This is a genomic window from Acinetobacter suaedae, assembly GCF_008630915.1.
Classification (GTDB): domain Bacteria; phylum Pseudomonadota; class Gammaproteobacteria; order Pseudomonadales; family Moraxellaceae; genus Acinetobacter; species Acinetobacter suaedae.
The window spans coordinates 2,981,115-2,998,447 of sequence record NZ_CP043909.1; the positions used below are offsets into that span (position 1 = coordinate 2,981,115).

General features: G+C 41.5%; 14 protein-coding genes and 1 pseudogene. 14 read left to right on the forward strand and 1 reads right to left on the reverse strand.

What is annotated here, in order from left to right:
* The first annotated feature begins 67 nt into the window (after positions 1-67).
* Together F2A31_RS13865 and tcuC are read left to right on the forward strand one after the other, a co-directional pair.
* Positions 68-568, forward strand: a complete 501-nt coding sequence (locus F2A31_RS13865) for a hypothetical protein (protein ID WP_150027005.1) — start codon at positions 68-70, stop codon at positions 566-568.
* Between the two features lie 183 nt (positions 569-751).
* Positions 752-2,083, forward strand: a complete 1,332-nt coding sequence (tcuC, locus tag F2A31_RS13870) for an MFS transporter (RefSeq protein ID WP_150027007.1) — start codon at positions 752-754, stop codon at positions 2,081-2,083.
* Positions 2,084-2,112: 29 nt separating this feature from the next.
* Here the strand turns inward: tcuC and pap are convergent, their stop codons facing one another.
* Positions 2,113-3,531, reverse strand: coding sequence for a polyphosphate:AMP phosphotransferase (gene pap, locus F2A31_RS13875; protein ID WP_150027009.1), 1,419 nt, complete (start codon positions 3,529-3,531; stop codon positions 2,113-2,115).
* Between the two features lie 205 nt (positions 3,532-3,736).
* Here pap and F2A31_RS13880 point away from each other — a divergent pair, with 205 nt between their 5' ends.
* From F2A31_RS13880 to F2A31_RS13935, 12 genes and pseudogenes are all read left to right on the forward strand, one after another.
* Positions 3,737-4,444: an FFLEELY motif protein gene (locus F2A31_RS13880; RefSeq protein ID WP_150027011.1), complete on the forward strand. Its 708-nt coding sequence runs from the start codon at positions 3,737-3,739 to the stop codon at positions 4,442-4,444.
* Between the two features lie 191 nt (positions 4,445-4,635).
* Complete coding sequence (gene ubiE, locus F2A31_RS13885) at positions 4,636-5,580, forward strand: bifunctional demethylmenaquinone methyltransferase/2-methoxy-6-polyprenyl-1,4-benzoquinol methylase UbiE (RefSeq protein WP_150027013.1); 945 nt, start codon at positions 4,636-4,638, stop codon at positions 5,578-5,580.
* 10 nt (positions 5,581-5,590) lie between these two features.
* Complete coding sequence (locus F2A31_RS13890; RefSeq protein ID WP_150027015.1) at positions 5,591-6,259, forward strand: ubiquinone biosynthesis accessory factor UbiJ; 669 nt, start codon at positions 5,591-5,593, stop codon at positions 6,257-6,259.
* Between the two features lie 12 nt (positions 6,260-6,271).
* The gene (locus tag F2A31_RS13895) at positions 6,272-7,891 is read left to right on the forward strand and encodes an ABC1 kinase family protein (protein ID WP_150027017.1); all 1,620 of its coding nucleotides are present in this window, start codon (positions 6,272-6,274) and stop codon (positions 7,889-7,891) included.
* Positions 7,892-8,195: 304 nt separating this feature from the next.
* Entirely contained in the window at positions 8,196-9,575 is a 1,380-nt protein-coding gene (locus tag F2A31_RS13900; RefSeq protein WP_150027019.1) for a CmpA/NrtA family ABC transporter substrate-binding protein, read from the forward strand.
* An 83-nt stretch (positions 9,576-9,658) separates the two neighbouring features.
* Entirely contained in the window at positions 9,659-10,567 is a 909-nt protein-coding gene (locus tag F2A31_RS13905; protein WP_150027021.1) for an ABC transporter permease, read from the forward strand.
* Between the two features lie 11 nt (positions 10,568-10,578).
* Positions 10,579-11,376, forward strand: coding sequence for an ABC transporter ATP-binding protein (locus F2A31_RS13910; RefSeq protein ID WP_150027023.1), 798 nt, complete (start codon positions 10,579-10,581; stop codon positions 11,374-11,376).
* Between the two features lie 210 nt (positions 11,377-11,586).
* Positions 11,587-12,903, forward strand: a pseudogene (locus tag F2A31_RS13915) (FAD-dependent oxidoreductase).
* A gap of 25 nt (positions 12,904-12,928) precedes the next feature.
* Entirely contained in the window at positions 12,929-13,309 is a 381-nt protein-coding gene (locus tag F2A31_RS13920; protein ID WP_150027025.1) for a VOC family protein, read from the forward strand.
* A gap of 92 nt (positions 13,310-13,401) precedes the next feature.
* Positions 13,402-14,169, forward strand: coding sequence for a bifunctional phosphoribosyl-AMP cyclohydrolase/phosphoribosyl-ATP diphosphatase HisIE (hisIE, locus tag F2A31_RS13925; RefSeq protein ID WP_150027027.1), 768 nt, complete (start codon positions 13,402-13,404; stop codon positions 14,167-14,169).
* Positions 14,170-14,178: 9 nt separating this feature from the next.
* Positions 14,179-15,687, forward strand: a complete 1,509-nt coding sequence (locus F2A31_RS13930) for a UvrD-helicase domain-containing protein (RefSeq protein ID WP_150027029.1) — start codon at positions 14,179-14,181, stop codon at positions 15,685-15,687.
* Between the two features lie 112 nt (positions 15,688-15,799).
* Positions 15,800-17,182, forward strand: a complete 1,383-nt coding sequence (locus F2A31_RS13935) for an AAA family ATPase (protein ID WP_150027031.1) — start codon at positions 15,800-15,802, stop codon at positions 17,180-17,182.
* The last annotated feature ends 151 nt before the right edge of the window (positions 17,183-17,333 follow it).

Here is a 17,333-nt window from a genome sequence, read left to right on the forward strand (position 1 = left end):
GATCACTTACTCGTTATATATACACGTCAAAATCCAATATTCAAGGGACAAACTTAGGTATTACTTTATGAAAATTGAAAAAGCGCCTGACTTTATTGACCCAAATTTAAATTTGGAACACATTCGCCAAGAATGCTTAGAACGTACCAAAAAAACGGCTTACTACTCAGCAGGAGCAGCGATTGTTCCGATTCCTTTCTTTGATGTGGTGGTCGATCTCAGCATGCTCACTCACATTATTCCAGAAATTAATGCTCGTTTTGGCCTTGCGCCCGAACACATCAGTGTATATGACCCTGAAACTAAAAAAATTCATTGGAATGAACTTCGTAAGCGTGGATTTGAGTTTTCAGGCTTATTGGTCGCACGTACTGCCATGAAAAAATCCTTTAACGGCTTTTTTGCAAAAATCGCAACCAAGCAAGTCACCAAATTTATTCCTTTAGGCGGGCAAATCGTTGCTGCAAGTTTAGGTTATTTTATGATGAAAAAAATTACCGAATTACACATTCAAGACTGTTATAACCTTGCGAAAAGAATCCAACAGAAAAGTCTTGCACTGAACTAACTTTGCTTCGACCTAATAAAAATATTCATCTATGCCTTCCTTTAAAACGACAGATTCAAAGGAAGGCGACCGCATACACAAAAACTACAGAAACGTTAATATTCACTTAATTTTTTAAGTTTAGATCAAGATTGTATTTTTATTCTCCATCCCACGATGACAAATAAATGATGGAGAGTCGTTGTGCAACACGGACAAACAACGTCAAAAATACGTGCCATTTTTAATGTCACAAGTGGGAACTTCCTCGAACAATATGATTTCTTTCTATTTGGGCTGTACGCAAAAGCCATAGGAGAAACCTTTTTCCACGCTGATAGTAGCTATGCCGCACTGATGAAAACTTTTTTGATCTTTGCGGTGAGTTTTTTAATGCGTCCAATTGGTGCTTTGGTCCTTGGTCCATACGTTGATCGCATCGGAAGACGTAAAGGCTTAATGGTCACCTTAAGCATTATGGCAGCCGGTTCATTATTGATTGCACTGACGCCTGGTTATGCCAGCATTGGGTTTGCAGCCACCGTTCTCATTTTCATCGGTCGACTCGCTCAAGGATTTTCAGCAGGCGTAGAACTTGGCGGTGTTTCAGTATATTTATCAGAAATCGCAGCGCCTCATAATCGTGGTTTTATTACCAGTTGGCAATCCGCTAGCCAACAAGTCGCTGTCATTTTTGCCGCCACTTTGGGCTATATTGTCAGTCTCATTTTCACCAAGGCACAAGTCGATGCGTGGGCGTGGCGCATTCCGTTCTTCGTCGGTTGTGCAATTATTCCTTTCATTTTTTGGTTACGAAAATCATTGCAAGAGACCGAAGCATTTAGTGCTCGTAAGGAACATCCAACCACGCGACAAATCATGAGCACGCTGGCAGCAAACTGGAAAATTGTGTTGCTTGGAATGTGCATGGTTGCAACCACCACCACCATGTTTTATTTCATTACTGTTTACACACCGACCTATGGTAAAGAAGTCCTCAACCTCAGCAGCACTGAAAGTTTAATTGCAACCGTCATGGTTGGCGCAAGTAACTTCTTGCTCCTCCCTATTGGTGGTCATCTTTCTGATAAATTTGGTCGAAAACCATTACTGATTATCACCTCGGTACTGATTTTTCTGAGTGCTTATCCCTTATTGAACTGGTTAGCCCATGACATCAGTTTGGCTCATATGCTGCTCGCATTGCTGTGGTTATCACTACTTTATAGTTTTTATAATGGTGCATTGGTGGTTTCTCTCACCGAAATCATGCCAAGCTCAGTTCGAATCGCAGGTTTCTCGATTGCTTATAGTTTAGCAACCTCGGTATTTGGTGGGCTAACGCCAATGATTGCGACCTATCTAGTACAAAGTTCTGGTAGCAAAAGTATGCCAGCCTTTTGGTTGATGCTTGCTGCAATCATTAGCTTGATTGCCACCTTAATTATTTTCCGCCAACAGCAAATGATTCGTGGCAACGTCTCAACCAATCAACATTCAATTGATCAACACGCTGCACTTATTTCTGATAAATAAAAGCGTATGCACCTTTTACAGCTGAACGATTAATCAACGTTCAGCTGTTTTAATATCGCTTTCAAAACCTCAATTCTTGCAGTGTATTTATCATCTGTCGCAATCACATGCCAAGGTGCATTTGCAGTATCCGTTCGTTCGAACATATCTGCGGCGGCTTCTAAATATTGATCCCATTTATCTCGGTTACGCCAATCTTCTTCCGTAATTTTAAAGCGCTTATGCAAGGTCTGTTCGCGTTCTTTAAAACGACGCGCTTGCTCATCCTTACTGATTGCTAACCAGATTTTGACAATCACCGTCTGACAATCCGTTAGATTCTGTTCAAACCGATTGATTTCATCATAGGCACGTTGCCACGCCACTGTGGATGCAAAACCTTCAATACGCTCCACCAAGACACGCCCATACCAAGTTCGGTCAAAAATGGTGATTTTGCCACTATCATTCAATCTATTCCAAAACCGCCATAAATATGGACGACGTAACTCATAACGCTCTGGTGCTGCAATGGTATGAATTTCATATTCGCGTGGATCAAGTTTTTTGACGATACGTTTAATAGCCCCGCCCTTACCTGCAGCATCCATGCCTTCAAAGGCAATAATGACATTCCGCTTATCACAACGCATCGCCTCAGCAACTTTACGGGTGAGTTCATTTAACTGATCTTTATATTGCTCTTTTTCCAATACGTTCTGATCTGGTACTAATAACTCTTGAGGAATACTGGTCTGTTGCCATGTCTGCTCGACCTGTGTTGGATGCTCGGGTAAGGCCTGTAAGGTTTGTAATATATATTGAGCAAAACATTGATCACGGCGCTTTTCGTCCTCACCATCAATGATGAACCAATCATCCGTAAATCGCTGACTATAGCTTTGTAAAGTATCGTATTGTTTTTTATTACGCCAATCTAATCCATGCAATTTATGCCAATGCTGTTCAGATGGATCAACCTGATCTAGACGCTTTTGTAAGGATTTCCATGAGAGATCAAACCAAACTTTGATCACATGGACATGATTTTGTCGCAAATCATTTTCAAAATCACGCATCTTCTGAACATATTGATCAAAGGCACTATCTTTGAATGCTTTGGGATCCTGCATCGCGGTTGCAAGTAAATCGCTATACCAATTGCCAAACATCACCACAATTTGTCCTTCTGCGGGGATGAATCGAGTATAAGATTGCCAAAATGCCTGATCGCTTGATAAGCGCTGAGGAGCATCCGCTTTTACTCGCAAATAACGAGGGTCCAGCCATTCTCGTAATTGTTTAACGGCTTCACCTTTTCCGGCCAACTCAATCCCACTCACCAAGACCAAAACACTTTTTGCATTCTTCTGGTCCTGACTCTCTCTTAAAGCATATTGTGCTTCGATCAAATCTAAAGACAGTTCATCTTCATCTCGCAATTCAAATACAGGGGGTTGAGCATTCATTTTTCACCCTAAGTGCATGATTTAATAACATCGAGTATAGTCATAACTGCTTTGGTGTTTAAAAACACAAATGTACAATTTCTGTAGAGACCATCAGTGCATGGTTACAGTGACCAATTGTTAAACATTTAGCGTTTATGCTGTCATAGTTCTTGGGTATGATGCAGCCTATGATTTCATGGTTTTATTTTCATAGAGTTCGAATATGTCAAAACTCGCTGCATTTGATGATCTTTTATTAAAATATCAAAATTTAAATTACCACCAAGATCCAGCGATTGCACAACGCTTGCATGAAGTCCAAGCATGGATGAAAGCTCGTATTGCTGAAACGCATCGAGACTTCTTTGCCCAATCTGAAAATCAACTCATGGCACAATACTTTATGAACCGTTTATATGGTGGGCCTGATTTTGATGCCATGGCTCAGCAAATCGAACGTCTCTTGAAATATGCGCATAAAGCAGAAAGTTTATTGCCTGAAAATGCAATCAAGACAGGAACCAAATCGGTCAGTCTTGCAGTCCTCGCAACACAACTGGATGAACAAGTCGCGATTCAGCTCTTACAAGATTATCCTTTGGACACACCGCTCACAGATGAAATCATGCGTCAGACCTTAATCAAATTGGATCAAGGTGAAGCTCGATATGAACAATTACAGTTACTAGATGAGCTAGGCGTAACATTAGACAAATATATGCGCTCGACCATGATGTATGCTGCGTTTAAAATGTGTAAAGGGATCGCCAATAAATATCAATTTGAACGCATGTATGCTTTTATTCAAGAAGGTTTTGCAGCAATGAAGCCAATGAAGTCTGCGGCAAACTTCATCAAAACTTTTACTGAAAAAGAACGTGAAATTATTGATAAAGTTCATGCTGGGCATCCCACTCCATTCCAAGCATAATGTGACATGTTTCTCCCTCTCAACGTAGAGGGAGATTAGTCTATAGTCGCTTCAAATTGAAAAACCTTTTGAGAAAATGAGTTTCTGTATATTATTCATAACAATTACGCAGCAAAGCCTGTAAAAAAATACAAAATCTGTCATTATGCATGCTGATTCGTGCCGCTAGAACGAAAGTTTAGGAGAAAACAATGTCTAACGAAAACCAACAGCCTACCCCAGAAGTTGAGCAAAAACCAAGTTCAGACAAAGTCAGTCCATTCCTAAGCTCGCCACTGCCTCAAGGCACACCACAAGGTCAACAACAATCATTACAACAAGGTCTTGCATCTACTCCAACAGGTGGCTCTGTACCAAAGTACAACTTACCGCGTGGTGCCAATACTGGCAATGTCGGTGAAACCACACACTTCGGTTACCAAACCGTAAGCAGTGATGAAAAAGCACAAAAAGTTGCAGAAGTCTTCCATTCCGTGGCGAGCAAATACGACATCATGAATGACTTGATGTCATTTGGTATTCACCGTTTATGGAAACGCTTTGCGATCAATATGTCAGGCGTTCGCCGTGGTCAGCACGTGCTAGATATCGCTGGCGGTACGGGTGACTTAGCCAAAGTATTTAGTCGTGAAGTAGGTCCTCAAGGGCATGTCGTACTTTCAGATATCAATGAATCAATGCTGAATGTCGGTCGTGATCGTCTAATTGATGCAGGTTGTACCAATGTTGATTTCGTACTGGCCAATGCAGAAACTTTAGAACCATTTGCGGACAATAGTTTTGATTTAGTGACAATCAGTTTTGGTTTACGTAACGTGACGGACAAAGATGCGGCTTTACAAGCGATGTACCGCGTACTTAAGCCAGGTGGTCGTTTACTCATTCTCGAGTTTTCTAAACCTGTATTTGAACCATTTTCGAAGCTCTATGATCTTTACTCATTCACCGCACTTCCGATCATGGGTAAATTAGTGGCAAATGATTCTGAAAGCTATAAATATCTTGCAGAATCAATTCGTATGCACCCAGACCAACGTACCCTCAAAGGCATGATGGAAAATGCAGGCTTCCAAAGCTGTGACTACCACAACTTAACAGGTGGTATTGTTGCAGTTCACCGCGGATTCAAATTGTAAGGCTTAAGATATGTGGTCGATTTTAGCACTTGGTGCAGTCGAACGTATCATTCATCAAATGATTGATTTGGATGCGATTACACGTATTCAACTCAATCAGCTACAAGGTCAACTATTGAGAGTTGTGATCGACAGTCCGCAACTTTCTGTTGATGTGTTTTTTGATGAAAATAAAGTTCGTCTCGAACCCACTGTCACAGGACAGAGTCAAACCGCTTCTATTTTTGAACAACGTCCTTTTGATCCTCAACATAAAATAGTCGATGCGACCGCAACTTTACATGTTGAAAACGTGGTGGCTTTAGTCAAATTGCTACTCAGCGACATGGATCAAATTGGCAATATTCCGCTGGAAGGTGATTATCACTTATTGCAAGATATTCAACGGATCATGCAACAAGCCGAACCAGATCTGGCAGCACATTTATCCCCTTGGATTGGACCACAGCTTGCACATGAGTTAGGAAAAATTCAGCTTGCGCCTCAACATATAAAACGCTCGTTGCAAAGTCATTTATTCTTTGTCGAAGATACACTCAAAGAAGATAGTGGTTTATTTGCTCCACGTTGGCAAATGGACGACCTTCATCGAGAGACTCGCCAACTCAATCAAGAGCTAGATCGCTTAGAAGCAAAATTTCAGCAGTTACAATCTCAGTTTAATCCCACACAAGACTAGGTAAAATTTCATATGATTCCGCATATTACACGGTTACTTGAACTCTGGCGTATTGCAGCACATTACCGCCTTGATACCTTGTTCCCTGCGGAAGAATTACCAGTTAAGGCACGTCATGCATTAAATGTCATCAAAATGCACCCTGCTGCGTGGTCAAGTCGTGAGAAAAAGAATCCGCTTAAACTTAAAGAAGCCCTAGAAGAGATGGGGCCTTTGGCCATTAAATTAGGGCAACTTCTTTCGACTCGTCGTGATTTGATTCCACCTGAGATTTTATCTCAATTGGTGTTATTACAAGACCGCGTAAAACCCTATGATGTACAGTTAGCAAAACAACGCATCCAAGAATCGTTGAAAGCGGATATTTCCACGCTATTCTTACGTTTTGATGAGCAGCCGCTCGCAGCAGCATCTATTGCTCAAGTCCATACGGCTGCTTTACATGATGGGCGTGAAGTCATTGTTAAAGTTACTCGTCCCGATATTCGTCGTCAAATCCTACAAGATTTTGAAATTTTAGCATGGCTTGGTGATTGGCTAGAAAATCGTTTAGAGGCTGCTCGTGCCTTACATTTATCTGAAATCATTCAAGATTATCGCCAAATTATCTTAAATGAACTGGATCTAAGCTTAGAAGCAGACAATACCCGTCGTATGCGACACTACTTTACTGGTTCAAGCATGATGTATGTGCCTGAAGTCTATATGGACAGTAAAGATGTGATGGTGGCTGAACGTATCACAGGTGTTCCAATTTCAGATACTGCAACCTTTGATCGTCTTGGGATGGATCGCGCTGATTTGGCAGAAAAAGGCTTGACCATTTTCTTTACTCAGGTGTTCCGTGACAACTTTTTCCACGCAGACATGCATCCAGGTAATGTCTTTGTTGAAACCATTAACCCAAGCAATCCGCGTTTTATTGCACTAGATTGCGCCATCATGGGCGAATTATCCAAATCTGATCAAATGACGGTTGCGCGGATGCTACTTGCCGTCATGAACAGTAACTTCATGCAGTTGATTCAGATCGTGCATCAAGCAGGCTGGATTCCACCGGGCACTGATCAAGATGCATTATCAAGAGAAATGCGTCGTACTGTCGGCCCAATGGTGTCAAAACCAATGGATCAATTGGATTTCGCAGGCATTTTGATTCAGGTGATGGATATTGCACGTCGATTCCATTTGGAAATTCCACCACAACTGATGTTGTTGTTAAAGACGTTGGTTCATGTTGAAGGCTTAGGCACAGACCTTTACCCTCAGCTTGATATCTGGAAATTGGCAAAACCTATTTTGACTGAGTGGGTCAAAGCCAATATGAACCCAGTAAAAAATGTCAAAGAGATTGGACAACAAATTCCTGATCTATTATTGGGCGCTCAGGATCTACCGAGTCTGCTGATTGATAGTCTCAATGGTTTAAAAAATCAATCTGCATGGCATGACAAACAGCTCAAAGAAATTCAACAAATGCGTCTACAAATGCAACAGCAACAACGTCGCAGCTGGATGTTTGGTAGCATCATGTTGATTATGTTGACGATTGCAATTATAAGCCCTTGGTTTATCTCAATTGTATTGATCGTTTTAAGCAGTCTACTAGCGCTTTGGCGTATGACTAAATAGTAGTTTTGATATTTCATACTTAAATTATAAAACAATAATGGATAGACCTTTGATGATTTGGCATACAAGTTGCTACTTCATAATTATAAAAAATCAAAGGTGATTTTTTAATTCACGGCCAATGATGCCCGTAGAACTGCTTGTCCATACATATGGATTGAGCTGTGAGGGCGTCATCATGATTTTGTATTGTCTTTTTTTTGCACGCCCCTATCTCACTGCTCACAAGCAAAAATAAAATATCAATCAGCATAGATCACCAAGCTGATGACCAAGAGATATCAAAAATAGGGGTCTAACGATTATGTCACATTTCGTCAAATCAACATGTCTAATGATGTGTATGACTGCTGCCGTCTTATCGCTCAGCGGATGTGGGAAAAAACCAGAAACAGCAAAGGATGCCGTTTCAAACACAGCAACTGGCGCTGAAAAAACCAATCTTAAACTTGGATTTATTAAGCTGACAGATATGGTGCCATTAGCAATTGCCCATGAAAAAGGCTATTTCCAAGATGAAGGATTAAATGTACAGCTTGAAGCACAATCTAACTGGAAAGTCTTGTATGACCGTGTTGCAGGCGGTGAGTTAGATGGTGCGCATATGCTCGCGGCGATGCCTCTTGGTGCAATGACAGGCATCACAGGTAATAAAGAAATCATTGCCCCATTTACCCTTTCTTATAATGGCGCAGCAATCACTGTTTCCAACACTGTTTGGCAACAAATGAAACCACAATTGAGTATGGAGAATGGCAAACCTAAGCACCCGATTAGTGCTGCATCCCTAAAAGGTGCGGCCGACCAATCCAAAGCATCTGGGAAGCCATTTAATTTAGGGATGACCTTTCCTGTAGGTACACATAACTACATGATGCGCTATTGGTTAGCTGCTGGAGGTGTCAATCCTGGTGTTTATGATGCTAACGACACCTCGGGCAATAAAGGTGCAGATGTCATGCTTTCAGTGGTTCCCCCACCACAAATGGTTGCTACGATGGAGGCGGGTACAACTATGGGCTATTGCGTGGGTGAACCGTGGAACCAGCAAGCCGTGTTTAGAAAAATTGGAGTCCCTGTCGCCACCTCAGATCAAATGTGGAAAGATGGTGCAGACAAAGTATTTGGTATGACCAAAGACTTTGCAGAGAAAAATCCAACCACCACAGTTAAAGTTGTCAAAGCATTAATCCGTGCATCGTATTGGTTAGATCAAGACAACAATGCCAATCGTTCCGAAGCCGTCAAAATTATTTCAAGACCCAACTATGTGGGTGCGGATGAGGCGGTGATTGCCAACAGTATGACAGGAACATTTGAATTTGAAGCAGGTGATAAACGCCCTGTACCCAATTTTAATACCTTTTATAAAGGTCAATACGGCATTCCATATTATTCAGATGCTGTCTGGTGGTTGACCCAAATGCGTCGTTGGGGACATATCCCAGAAACCAAGCCTGACCAATGGTATTTAGATATGGCGAAGAAAGCCTATCAACCAGAAATCTATGCACAAGCAGCAAAAGAACTCATTGCAGAAGGAAAAATGAAGGCTGAAGATTTCCCTGACTTTAGCACTGCGAGCTATATCAAAGCACCTGAAACCAGTGCACTGGATGGCGTAAGCTTTGATGCCAACCAGCCAAATGCATTCTTGGCATCCTTTAAAATTGGCCTGAAATAATTCTCTACCAACACGAGATAAGTGTCGCCATGAAGGCGCACTTATCTAGCCAAATCTAAATTGATGTTATAGGGGGAATTTTCATGAAAAAATTATCAGTAAAGGCACGTCACTCTATTCTCAGTATCGTCCTTCCCATTATTGCAATTCTTGCATTTCTCGGGGTGTGGCAAGGTGCATCTCAACAAATCCAAACCAATATCGGTAATCTACCCGGTCCCGTCGAAGTGTTGAATGCCTTTAAAGGGCTAATGTCCGAGTTTTCTAATCAGCGCGAAGCTGCTAAAACTTTTTATGCCAATTTACCAGAAGGATCAACCGCGATCTTTAGCGCGCCACCAACCTTTATTGATCAAATTCTGACGAGCTTAAAGACAGTTCTCACTGCATGTCTCATTTCTTCGATGATTGCGATCCCAATCGGTTTACTTTGTGGGCTCAGTCCTAATTTTTATCGCGCTTTAAATCCACTGATTCAAATTTTTAAACCCATTAGCCCACTCGCTTGGCTACCCATCGTGAGCCTATTGGTGGCCTCTTTATATGTCCACCCAATCGAAGGGTTATCAAAATCATTTGTCATTTCTGCCATCACTGTTGCCATGTGCACCATTTGGCCTACCCTCATTAACACTATGGTGGGCGTGGGGCAAATTAGCCAAGATTTTATGAATGTCAGTAAAGTGCTGAATTTATCGTGGTATACCCATCTCACCAAAATTGTATTGCCAGCCATTATTCCGATGGTGTTTACAGGCTTGCGTTTATCTGTCGGTGTTGGTTGGATGGTGCTGATTGCAGCGGAAATGCTCGCTCAAAACCCAGGCTTAGGTAAATTTGTTTGGGATGAGTTCCAAAATGGCAGCAGTCTCTCTACCTCACGAATTTTTGTCGCGGTCATTACCATTGGTCTTATTGGCTTCGCCCTCGATCGCATTATGCTCATGCTACAACGCCGTTTTAGCTGGGACAAATCACTTGCCACGCGCTAAGGAGTTCATTCATGAGTACAGCATATCTTTCTTTACAACATCTCGATATGGTGTTCGAAAAAGACAGTGGTGGAACCTTCACCGCTTTACAGGATATTCACCTAGACATTCATCAAGGCGAGTTTGTTTCATTAATTGGACATTCAGGTTGCGGTAAATCAACCGTTTTAAATATCGTTGCGGGATTATACCAAGCCACTCAAGGAGTGGTTCTACTCGATGGTAAAGAAGTCAACTCTCCAAGCAGTGATCGCGCTGTGGTCTTTCAAAATCACTCGTTACTGCCTTGGTTAAGCTGCTATGAAAATATTGAGCTTGCAGTGAATTCGGTATTCAAAACCACGATGACCAAAGCCGAACGCCATGACTGGATTATTCACAATCTTAATCAAGTCAATATGTTGCATGCTAAAGATAAATTACCTAATGAAATTTCAGGCGGCATGAAGCAACGTATCGGGATTGGGCGTGCCCTCGCCATGAAACCCAAGGTGTTATTGCTCGATGAGCCGTTCGGTGCATTGGACTCTCTCACGCGCAGTAACCTACAAGATGCACTCATGCAAATTCAGGCAGAGCTGAATAACACCATGATCATGATTACACATGATGTGGATGAAGCAGTGCTTCTATCTGATCGAATTGTGATGATGACCAATGGTCCTGCGGCAACCATCGGTGGTATTTTAACAGTTGATCTGCCCCGACCACGTGATCGTCTCGCATTAGCTGAAGATGCGCAATTCAATCATTATCGAGGTGAAGTACTTGCTTTCTTACATCATAAGCATAAACATGCTGACGCTTAGTATCTACTGATTTAGATATGCCTGTATGATGCGTCTTTATGAGACGTGCCATGCAGGCTTTTTTGTAATGCGCGCTGTATCTATCTATTGCGAAACTTTGACTTCTCTATTAAAACCAGTACTATTCAAATACGACATCCTAACCAACCATAAGACAAAATTATTATTGAAATACAGAGATAACGACGCAACACGTTGATTTAAACACACATGCACACAGCTCATTTTGCCATTATTGGTGCTGGTACTGCGGGACTAGCGACAGCCATTTTACTGGCTCGTGAAGGTCATCGAGTCACCATTTTTGAACAGGTGGATCAACTCTCTCCTGTCGGCGCAGGTTTACTGCTACAACCTGCGGGTTTAGCCGTATTTGAACATCTTGGCATCCTTGATCAAGCTTTAAAGCTCGGTGCAAAAGTCACAGGTTTAGAAGGACAACTTGCCGATAAGCGTCTATTGGTAAATAGCCATTAGCATCAAGCCGAAGCTCACCGTTTTGGTCTCGGCATTCATCGTGCCACTTTATGTCATGTCTTAACTGAAAAGTTAGCTGAATATTCCAGTCAAGTGACTTGGCGAATGAGCCATTGTATTGAAAAAATCCAAGAGCAACAAAACGAGGTTCGAGTATTGGGTTTATTCAAACAGCACCGTTTTGATGATTGTTTTGACGCTGTATTGATTGCCAACGGTGCACGCAGCCAACTTCGCCCCAAAGCATGGGTTAAAATCGATCAGCCTTATCCGTGGGGTGCCGCATGGACAATCGTACCTGAATGTTTAAGCTTAAATCCTGAAATCCTACATCAGTTTTATGATCGCGCTAAAATTATGATGGGGATTCTTCCTACTGGTGCGATCCCATCAGCACCACAACAACGACTTTCCAGTGTGTTTTGGAGCCTATCAACCTCACAATTGCACTCATTTTTAAATGATGAAGCAGCAGAGCAACAATGGTTAAGACAAGTTGAGGAACGCTGGCCTGAAGTCGCAGAATGGCTCAAGCAGCTTGTATCGAAGGAACAAAATCAACCGCAATGGCTATCCGCTCAATATCGTGATGTAGTGATGTCACAATTTGGACAAGGTCGAATTGGTGTGATTGGGGATGCAGCCCATGCCATGAGTCCACAACTCGGACAGGGTGCCAATATGGCGCTGTTAGATGCATGGGCTTTTTCGCAATCACTGCAAACTGCCAAGAAAAATCAGCAAATTGACTGGTCGATATTGTGGCAACACTATCATCTACAACGCAGCTCATCGACCCAGTTCTATCAATTTCTCAGCCGTTTACTGACACCACTATATCAGTCAGATCACTGGTGGGCGGGTGGTTTACGTGACTTGATTTTCCCGTGGATGTATCAAATCCCCTATTTTCGTAAAGAAATGGCAATCACTATTTCAGGCTTAAAAAAAGGACCTCTTCAACAAATGAGTTATCAGCAAATCGCTGAGTATCAACGCCATGAAAACCGTTTGATTACAAACAATCAATCCTTACCTGAATGTGAATAAAGAAATAAAGAGAGTTGAATTAAATATGAAAATTAGCCATTTAGACCACTTAGTTTTGACCGTTGCTGACATTGAAATCACCTGTCAGTTTTATCAGTCTGCACTGAATTTTGACGTGATTACTTTCGGCGAAAACCGTAAAGCGCTGCAATTTGGTAGTCAAAAAATCAATCTGCATCAAGTGGGCAAAGCGTTTGAACCTAAGGCATTTCAACCAACTGCGGGTTCTGCAGATTTATGTTTTATTGCTGAAACACCACTAGAAAAAGTGATTGAACATCTGCAACAGCTGAATATTGAAATCATTGAAGGTCCAATCGAACGAACTGGAGCAATGGGAAAAATTTTATCCATTTACCTACGTGACCCAGATCAAAATTTGATTGAAATCTCAAACTATCTTTAACGTTCTATCTTCGACTTTTTACCCTATAAGCATAGCCAACCCTAGCCACAAACGCTACACTAACGGCTTTCCACCAAATGGATTTTTCACTCATGTCAAACTGGTTAGATGAAGTTAAATTTGATTCCAATGGTCTTGTTCCTGCCATTGCACAACATCATCAAACTGGTCGAGTGTTAATGGTTGCATGGATGAATCGTGAGGCTTTACAACTGACTGCTGAAAAAAATCAGGCGGTATATTACTCACGCTCACGTCAAAAGCTCTGGCACAAAGGCGAAGAGTCAGGACACTTTCAAACCGTGCATGAGATCCGTTTGGATTGCGATGCGGATGTGATCATTTTACAGATTGAACAACATGGTGGAATCGCCTGCCACACAGGTCGTGAGTCTTGTTTCTATCGTAAGCTCACGCCACAAGGCTGGGAAGTTGTTGATACTCAACTGAAAGATCCAACTGCTATTTACGGTGCATCTGCTAAAACAGAAACCCATACGCACAATCAAAATGAACAAGTCGATGTACTTGCTTATTTGGGTCGTTTGATGCAACAGCGTAAAACAGCCGAAGCAGATAATTCCTATATCGCCAGCCTGTATAAAAAAGGCATCAATAAAATATTAGAAAAAGTCGGTGAAGAAAGCGTCGAAAGCATTATTGCAGCCAAAGACTATGCCATCCAAGCCTCATTGGAAAATAAACATGACCTGATTTATGAGGTTGCAGACTTATGGTTCCATAGTATTGTCATGCTTGGTTATTTCGACCTTGAACCACAAGAAGTATTGGATGAACTGGCTCGCCGTCAGGGACTATCAGGCCTTGTTGAAAAAGCCAACCGTAGCAAAGAAGCGTAACGAGAACCTGTGTCGACTATCGAGAAACCCAAAGCCACCTATGAGCAAGCGATTGCCATAGACAATGCCCGCCTAGGACAATCCTTTAAAGTGATTGCGTATGCTGGCACAGGTAAAACTACTACCTTACAAATGATCAGTGAAGCCATGCCTGAACGGCGTGGTATGTATTTGGCATTTAACAAGGCTATTGCCACCGAAGCACAAAATAAATTTCATGGCAATGTGAACTGTAGAACCTTTCATTCACTTGCTTTTCGCAGTGTACCGCGTGGCGTAACCGATAAATTACGTTTACCACGCCTAAGCCCAAGTTTTATCGCCAAAGAATATCGCCTAGAGCCGATTACTCTTCGTCGTCTTATGGGCGGACGTTATGAAAAATACGTGTTGATGCCAAGTCGTCTTGCGAGTCTTGTCGCAAATGCCGTCAGCTATTTTTGCTCAACTAGTTCTCAATATCCTGCACCTCGGCATATCCAAGCACCAAGTTGGTTACACCAAGATGATATTGAAACATTACAACAACACCTTTACCCTGCAGTAGAACGTCGTTGGTTAGAGTCAATTGATCAGAATCATCAAGCTGGCATTGGACATGATATTTATCTAAAGCTTTGGGCTTTATCAGAACCCAATATCCCTGCGGACTATGTCTTGTTTGACGAGGCTCAAGATGCTGACCCACTGATGCTGGGGATTTTATTACGCCAAAAAAGTACGCAAGTCATTTATGTTGGTGATGCACATCAACAAATCTACGCATGGCGTGGTGCCATCAATGCAATGCAACAAATGCCTTTACATGAAAGTCGTTTGACTACTTCATTCCGTTTTGGTGAGGCGATTGCAGATGTGGCAAACTGCCTATTAGGCGCATTAAATGAAACAGTTCCATTGCTTGGCAATCCAAACATGAAATCCAGTGTGGTCAATAAGCCACATACCAAAATGCGTGATGCGATTTTATGTCGCACCAATGCACGGGCAATGGAATTATTGCTATCAGGTTTAGTACATGGTGATAAAGTCAGTCTACAAGCAGATCATCAAAAGCTGAGTCGTTTTGTTGATGCTGCCAGTTTGCTTAAACAAGGGAAACGCATCACGGATGTCCCTGAACTGGCTTGGTTTAACTCATGGCATGATGTACATGAATACTGTGAAACCAATGACGGCAGTGATATCAAACCTTTGGTTAAACTTGTCGATGATCATGGGACTGAACCACTCAAGAAAGCTTTGGCAAAAATCACTCCGATTGAACAAGCAGATTATGTCATTTCAACCGCACATAAAGCCAAAGGATTGGAATGGAATCGCGTCCATATCGAAGATGACTATCAATTTAAAATAAATGGGCTAGAACATAAAATTACAGATGAAGAATTAAGATTACTTTACGTGGCCTGTACTCGTGCTAAAGTAAGTTTAAATATTCATCATCTTTATGACTTAATACAACAATTAAAGCTAAAACAATGCGCTCCTTCAACTCTCCGTAAGTCCGCAGGTTAAAGCGCACTAGATTCAGGTTTGTTGCCATTATCTGCGTTTCATGCCTTGATTATGTTGTTTTAGCCGATAACGTAATGCATGGTTAAAATCGCAACAACCCTAAGGTGGGCATATGCAACTTGAATCGGTTCAATTTAAACATGTTGGTATGTTTCGGGATTTAAAGCTCGAATTTCACCCCGAACAATACCCCATAACGTTAATTTTGGGTGACCAAGCTACGGGCAAAACCACCGTTTTAAAAAATATCTATCAAGCACTTTCTTGGTTCTCTGCACGCTATAAAGACATTCGGACTGCTGGGGTCGTCATCGCTGATCAAGATATTATGCTGACTTGTCTGCAAGCCAAAGTTCAAGTTCAAGTTAGGCTCAGCAGTGAACTTAACAGTAGCTTAGCAGAGAGCAGCTCTGCACAATTGATTAACACTCAGAGTTGCACTTGGAAACTTTTTAAAACATATAATAATCAAGGTGTTGGTATTAGCCAGGTTGAAACACAACAACTTGATCAAATGGTCAGCCTATACCAAAAGACCAATCAACAAGACCCACTCTTTGGTTTACCCTTGATTGCATACTATCCCGCCGAACGTTTTGTACAAGAAGTCAATTTGCAGAGTAAAAATGTACCCGGCATCTTACAAAAGATGTCAGCCTACGATTTGACTGCAATTCCCTACACAACCTTCTCACGTTTTTTCGAATGGTTTAGGGAAATTAGTGATGTTGAAAATGCTCATTCAGCTCATATTGTTAGACGTTTAATGGGCAATGATTTTAATCAAAAAAATCAATCTGAAATGTTAGAACAATTACAACAAGAGCTTGCCAATCATCCTAAACAATTGTCTGCTCCCAATTTATATGCGCTCAAAAAAAGCCTAACCACCGTTTTCCCTGAACTCAAAGATATTTATATTCAATATGTTCCTAAGTTACAACTGATGGTTCGTTATCATGATCAAGTGCTGCCATTTCAGCAGCTTTCGGCCTCACAAAAAACATGGATCGCACTTGTCGGGGATATTAGTCGCCGTCTCTGTTTACTCAACCAAAACTGTTTCGAACCATGTTTGGAAGGTGAGGGTATTTTGTTGATTGATCAAATTGATACGCAACTCGATCAAAACCTATGCGCTGAAATTTTGGAGCGACTACATCAAGCATTCCCTCGTCTACAGATTATTGCAACAGGTAATCGTGATGAATTGCTCGAACACGCTTTACACTACCAATGTTTACAGCTCGACATGAAAGAAATCTTCACCATTGATCTAGAACAATCCCAACAACAATTCTCTCAACTCTATAATGAGTTGTATCAACCTATTGAACCAACTGAACCCCTCAATTCAGATTTATTAGAAACAGATGCATCCTCTAGCAAAGTAGATGCATTATTTACACAAATTCAAGAATTAGAACCCCAAGAAAGAAGCGAGTTGCTCAATTTATTAAGAATTGACGACACCCCCCAACAAAGCTCCTCTTAAGCTTAAAAATTAAAACAAAAACCACTCTACTTTTTTGACCTATTGATCTGTGTTTTCATGTAATAACCCAATCTTTTTTGTTCGTTTTATAGTAAAATAAAGCGCTTTTTATTACTAAGTTGCGCAATACAACTTACCGCTCTATTAACTT

Excerpts from the sequence above, each read along its gene's own strand:
- F2A31_RS13905 (WP_150027021.1), top strand. The coding sequence starts at position 9,659 with ATGAAAAAATTATCAGTAAAGGCACGTCACTCTATTCTCAGTATCGTC.
- hisIE (WP_150027027.1), top strand. The coding sequence starts at position 13,402 with ATGTCAAACTGGTTAGATGAAGTTAAATTTGATTCCAATGGTCTTGTT.
- ubiE (WP_150027013.1), top strand. The coding sequence starts at position 4,636 with ATGTCTAACGAAAACCAACAGCCTACCCCAGAAGTTGAGCAAAAACCA.
- F2A31_RS13910 (WP_150027023.1), top strand. The coding sequence starts at position 10,579 with ATGAGTACAGCATATCTTTCTTTACAACATCTCGATATGGTGTTCGAA.
- F2A31_RS13920 (WP_150027025.1), top strand. The coding sequence starts at position 12,929 with ATGAAAATTAGCCATTTAGACCACTTAGTTTTGACCGTTGCTGACATT.
- F2A31_RS13935 (WP_150027031.1), top strand. The coding sequence starts at position 15,800 with ATGCAACTTGAATCGGTTCAATTTAAACATGTTGGTATGTTTCGGGAT.
- F2A31_RS13900 (WP_150027019.1), top strand. The coding sequence starts at position 8,196 with ATGTCACATTTCGTCAAATCAACATGTCTAATGATGTGTATGACTGCT.
- F2A31_RS13865 (WP_150027005.1), top strand. The coding sequence starts at position 68 with ATGAAAATTGAAAAAGCGCCTGACTTTATTGACCCAAATTTAAATTTG.
- F2A31_RS13895 (WP_150027017.1), top strand. The coding sequence starts at position 6,272 with ATGATTCCGCATATTACACGGTTACTTGAACTCTGGCGTATTGCAGCA.
- F2A31_RS13880 (WP_150027011.1), top strand. The coding sequence starts at position 3,737 with ATGTCAAAACTCGCTGCATTTGATGATCTTTTATTAAAATATCAAAAT.
- pap (WP_150027009.1), bottom strand. The coding sequence starts at position 3,531 with ATGAATGCTCAACCCCCTGTATTTGAATTGCGAGATGAAGATGAACTG.
- F2A31_RS13890 (WP_150027015.1), top strand. The coding sequence starts at position 5,591 with ATGTGGTCGATTTTAGCACTTGGTGCAGTCGAACGTATCATTCATCAA.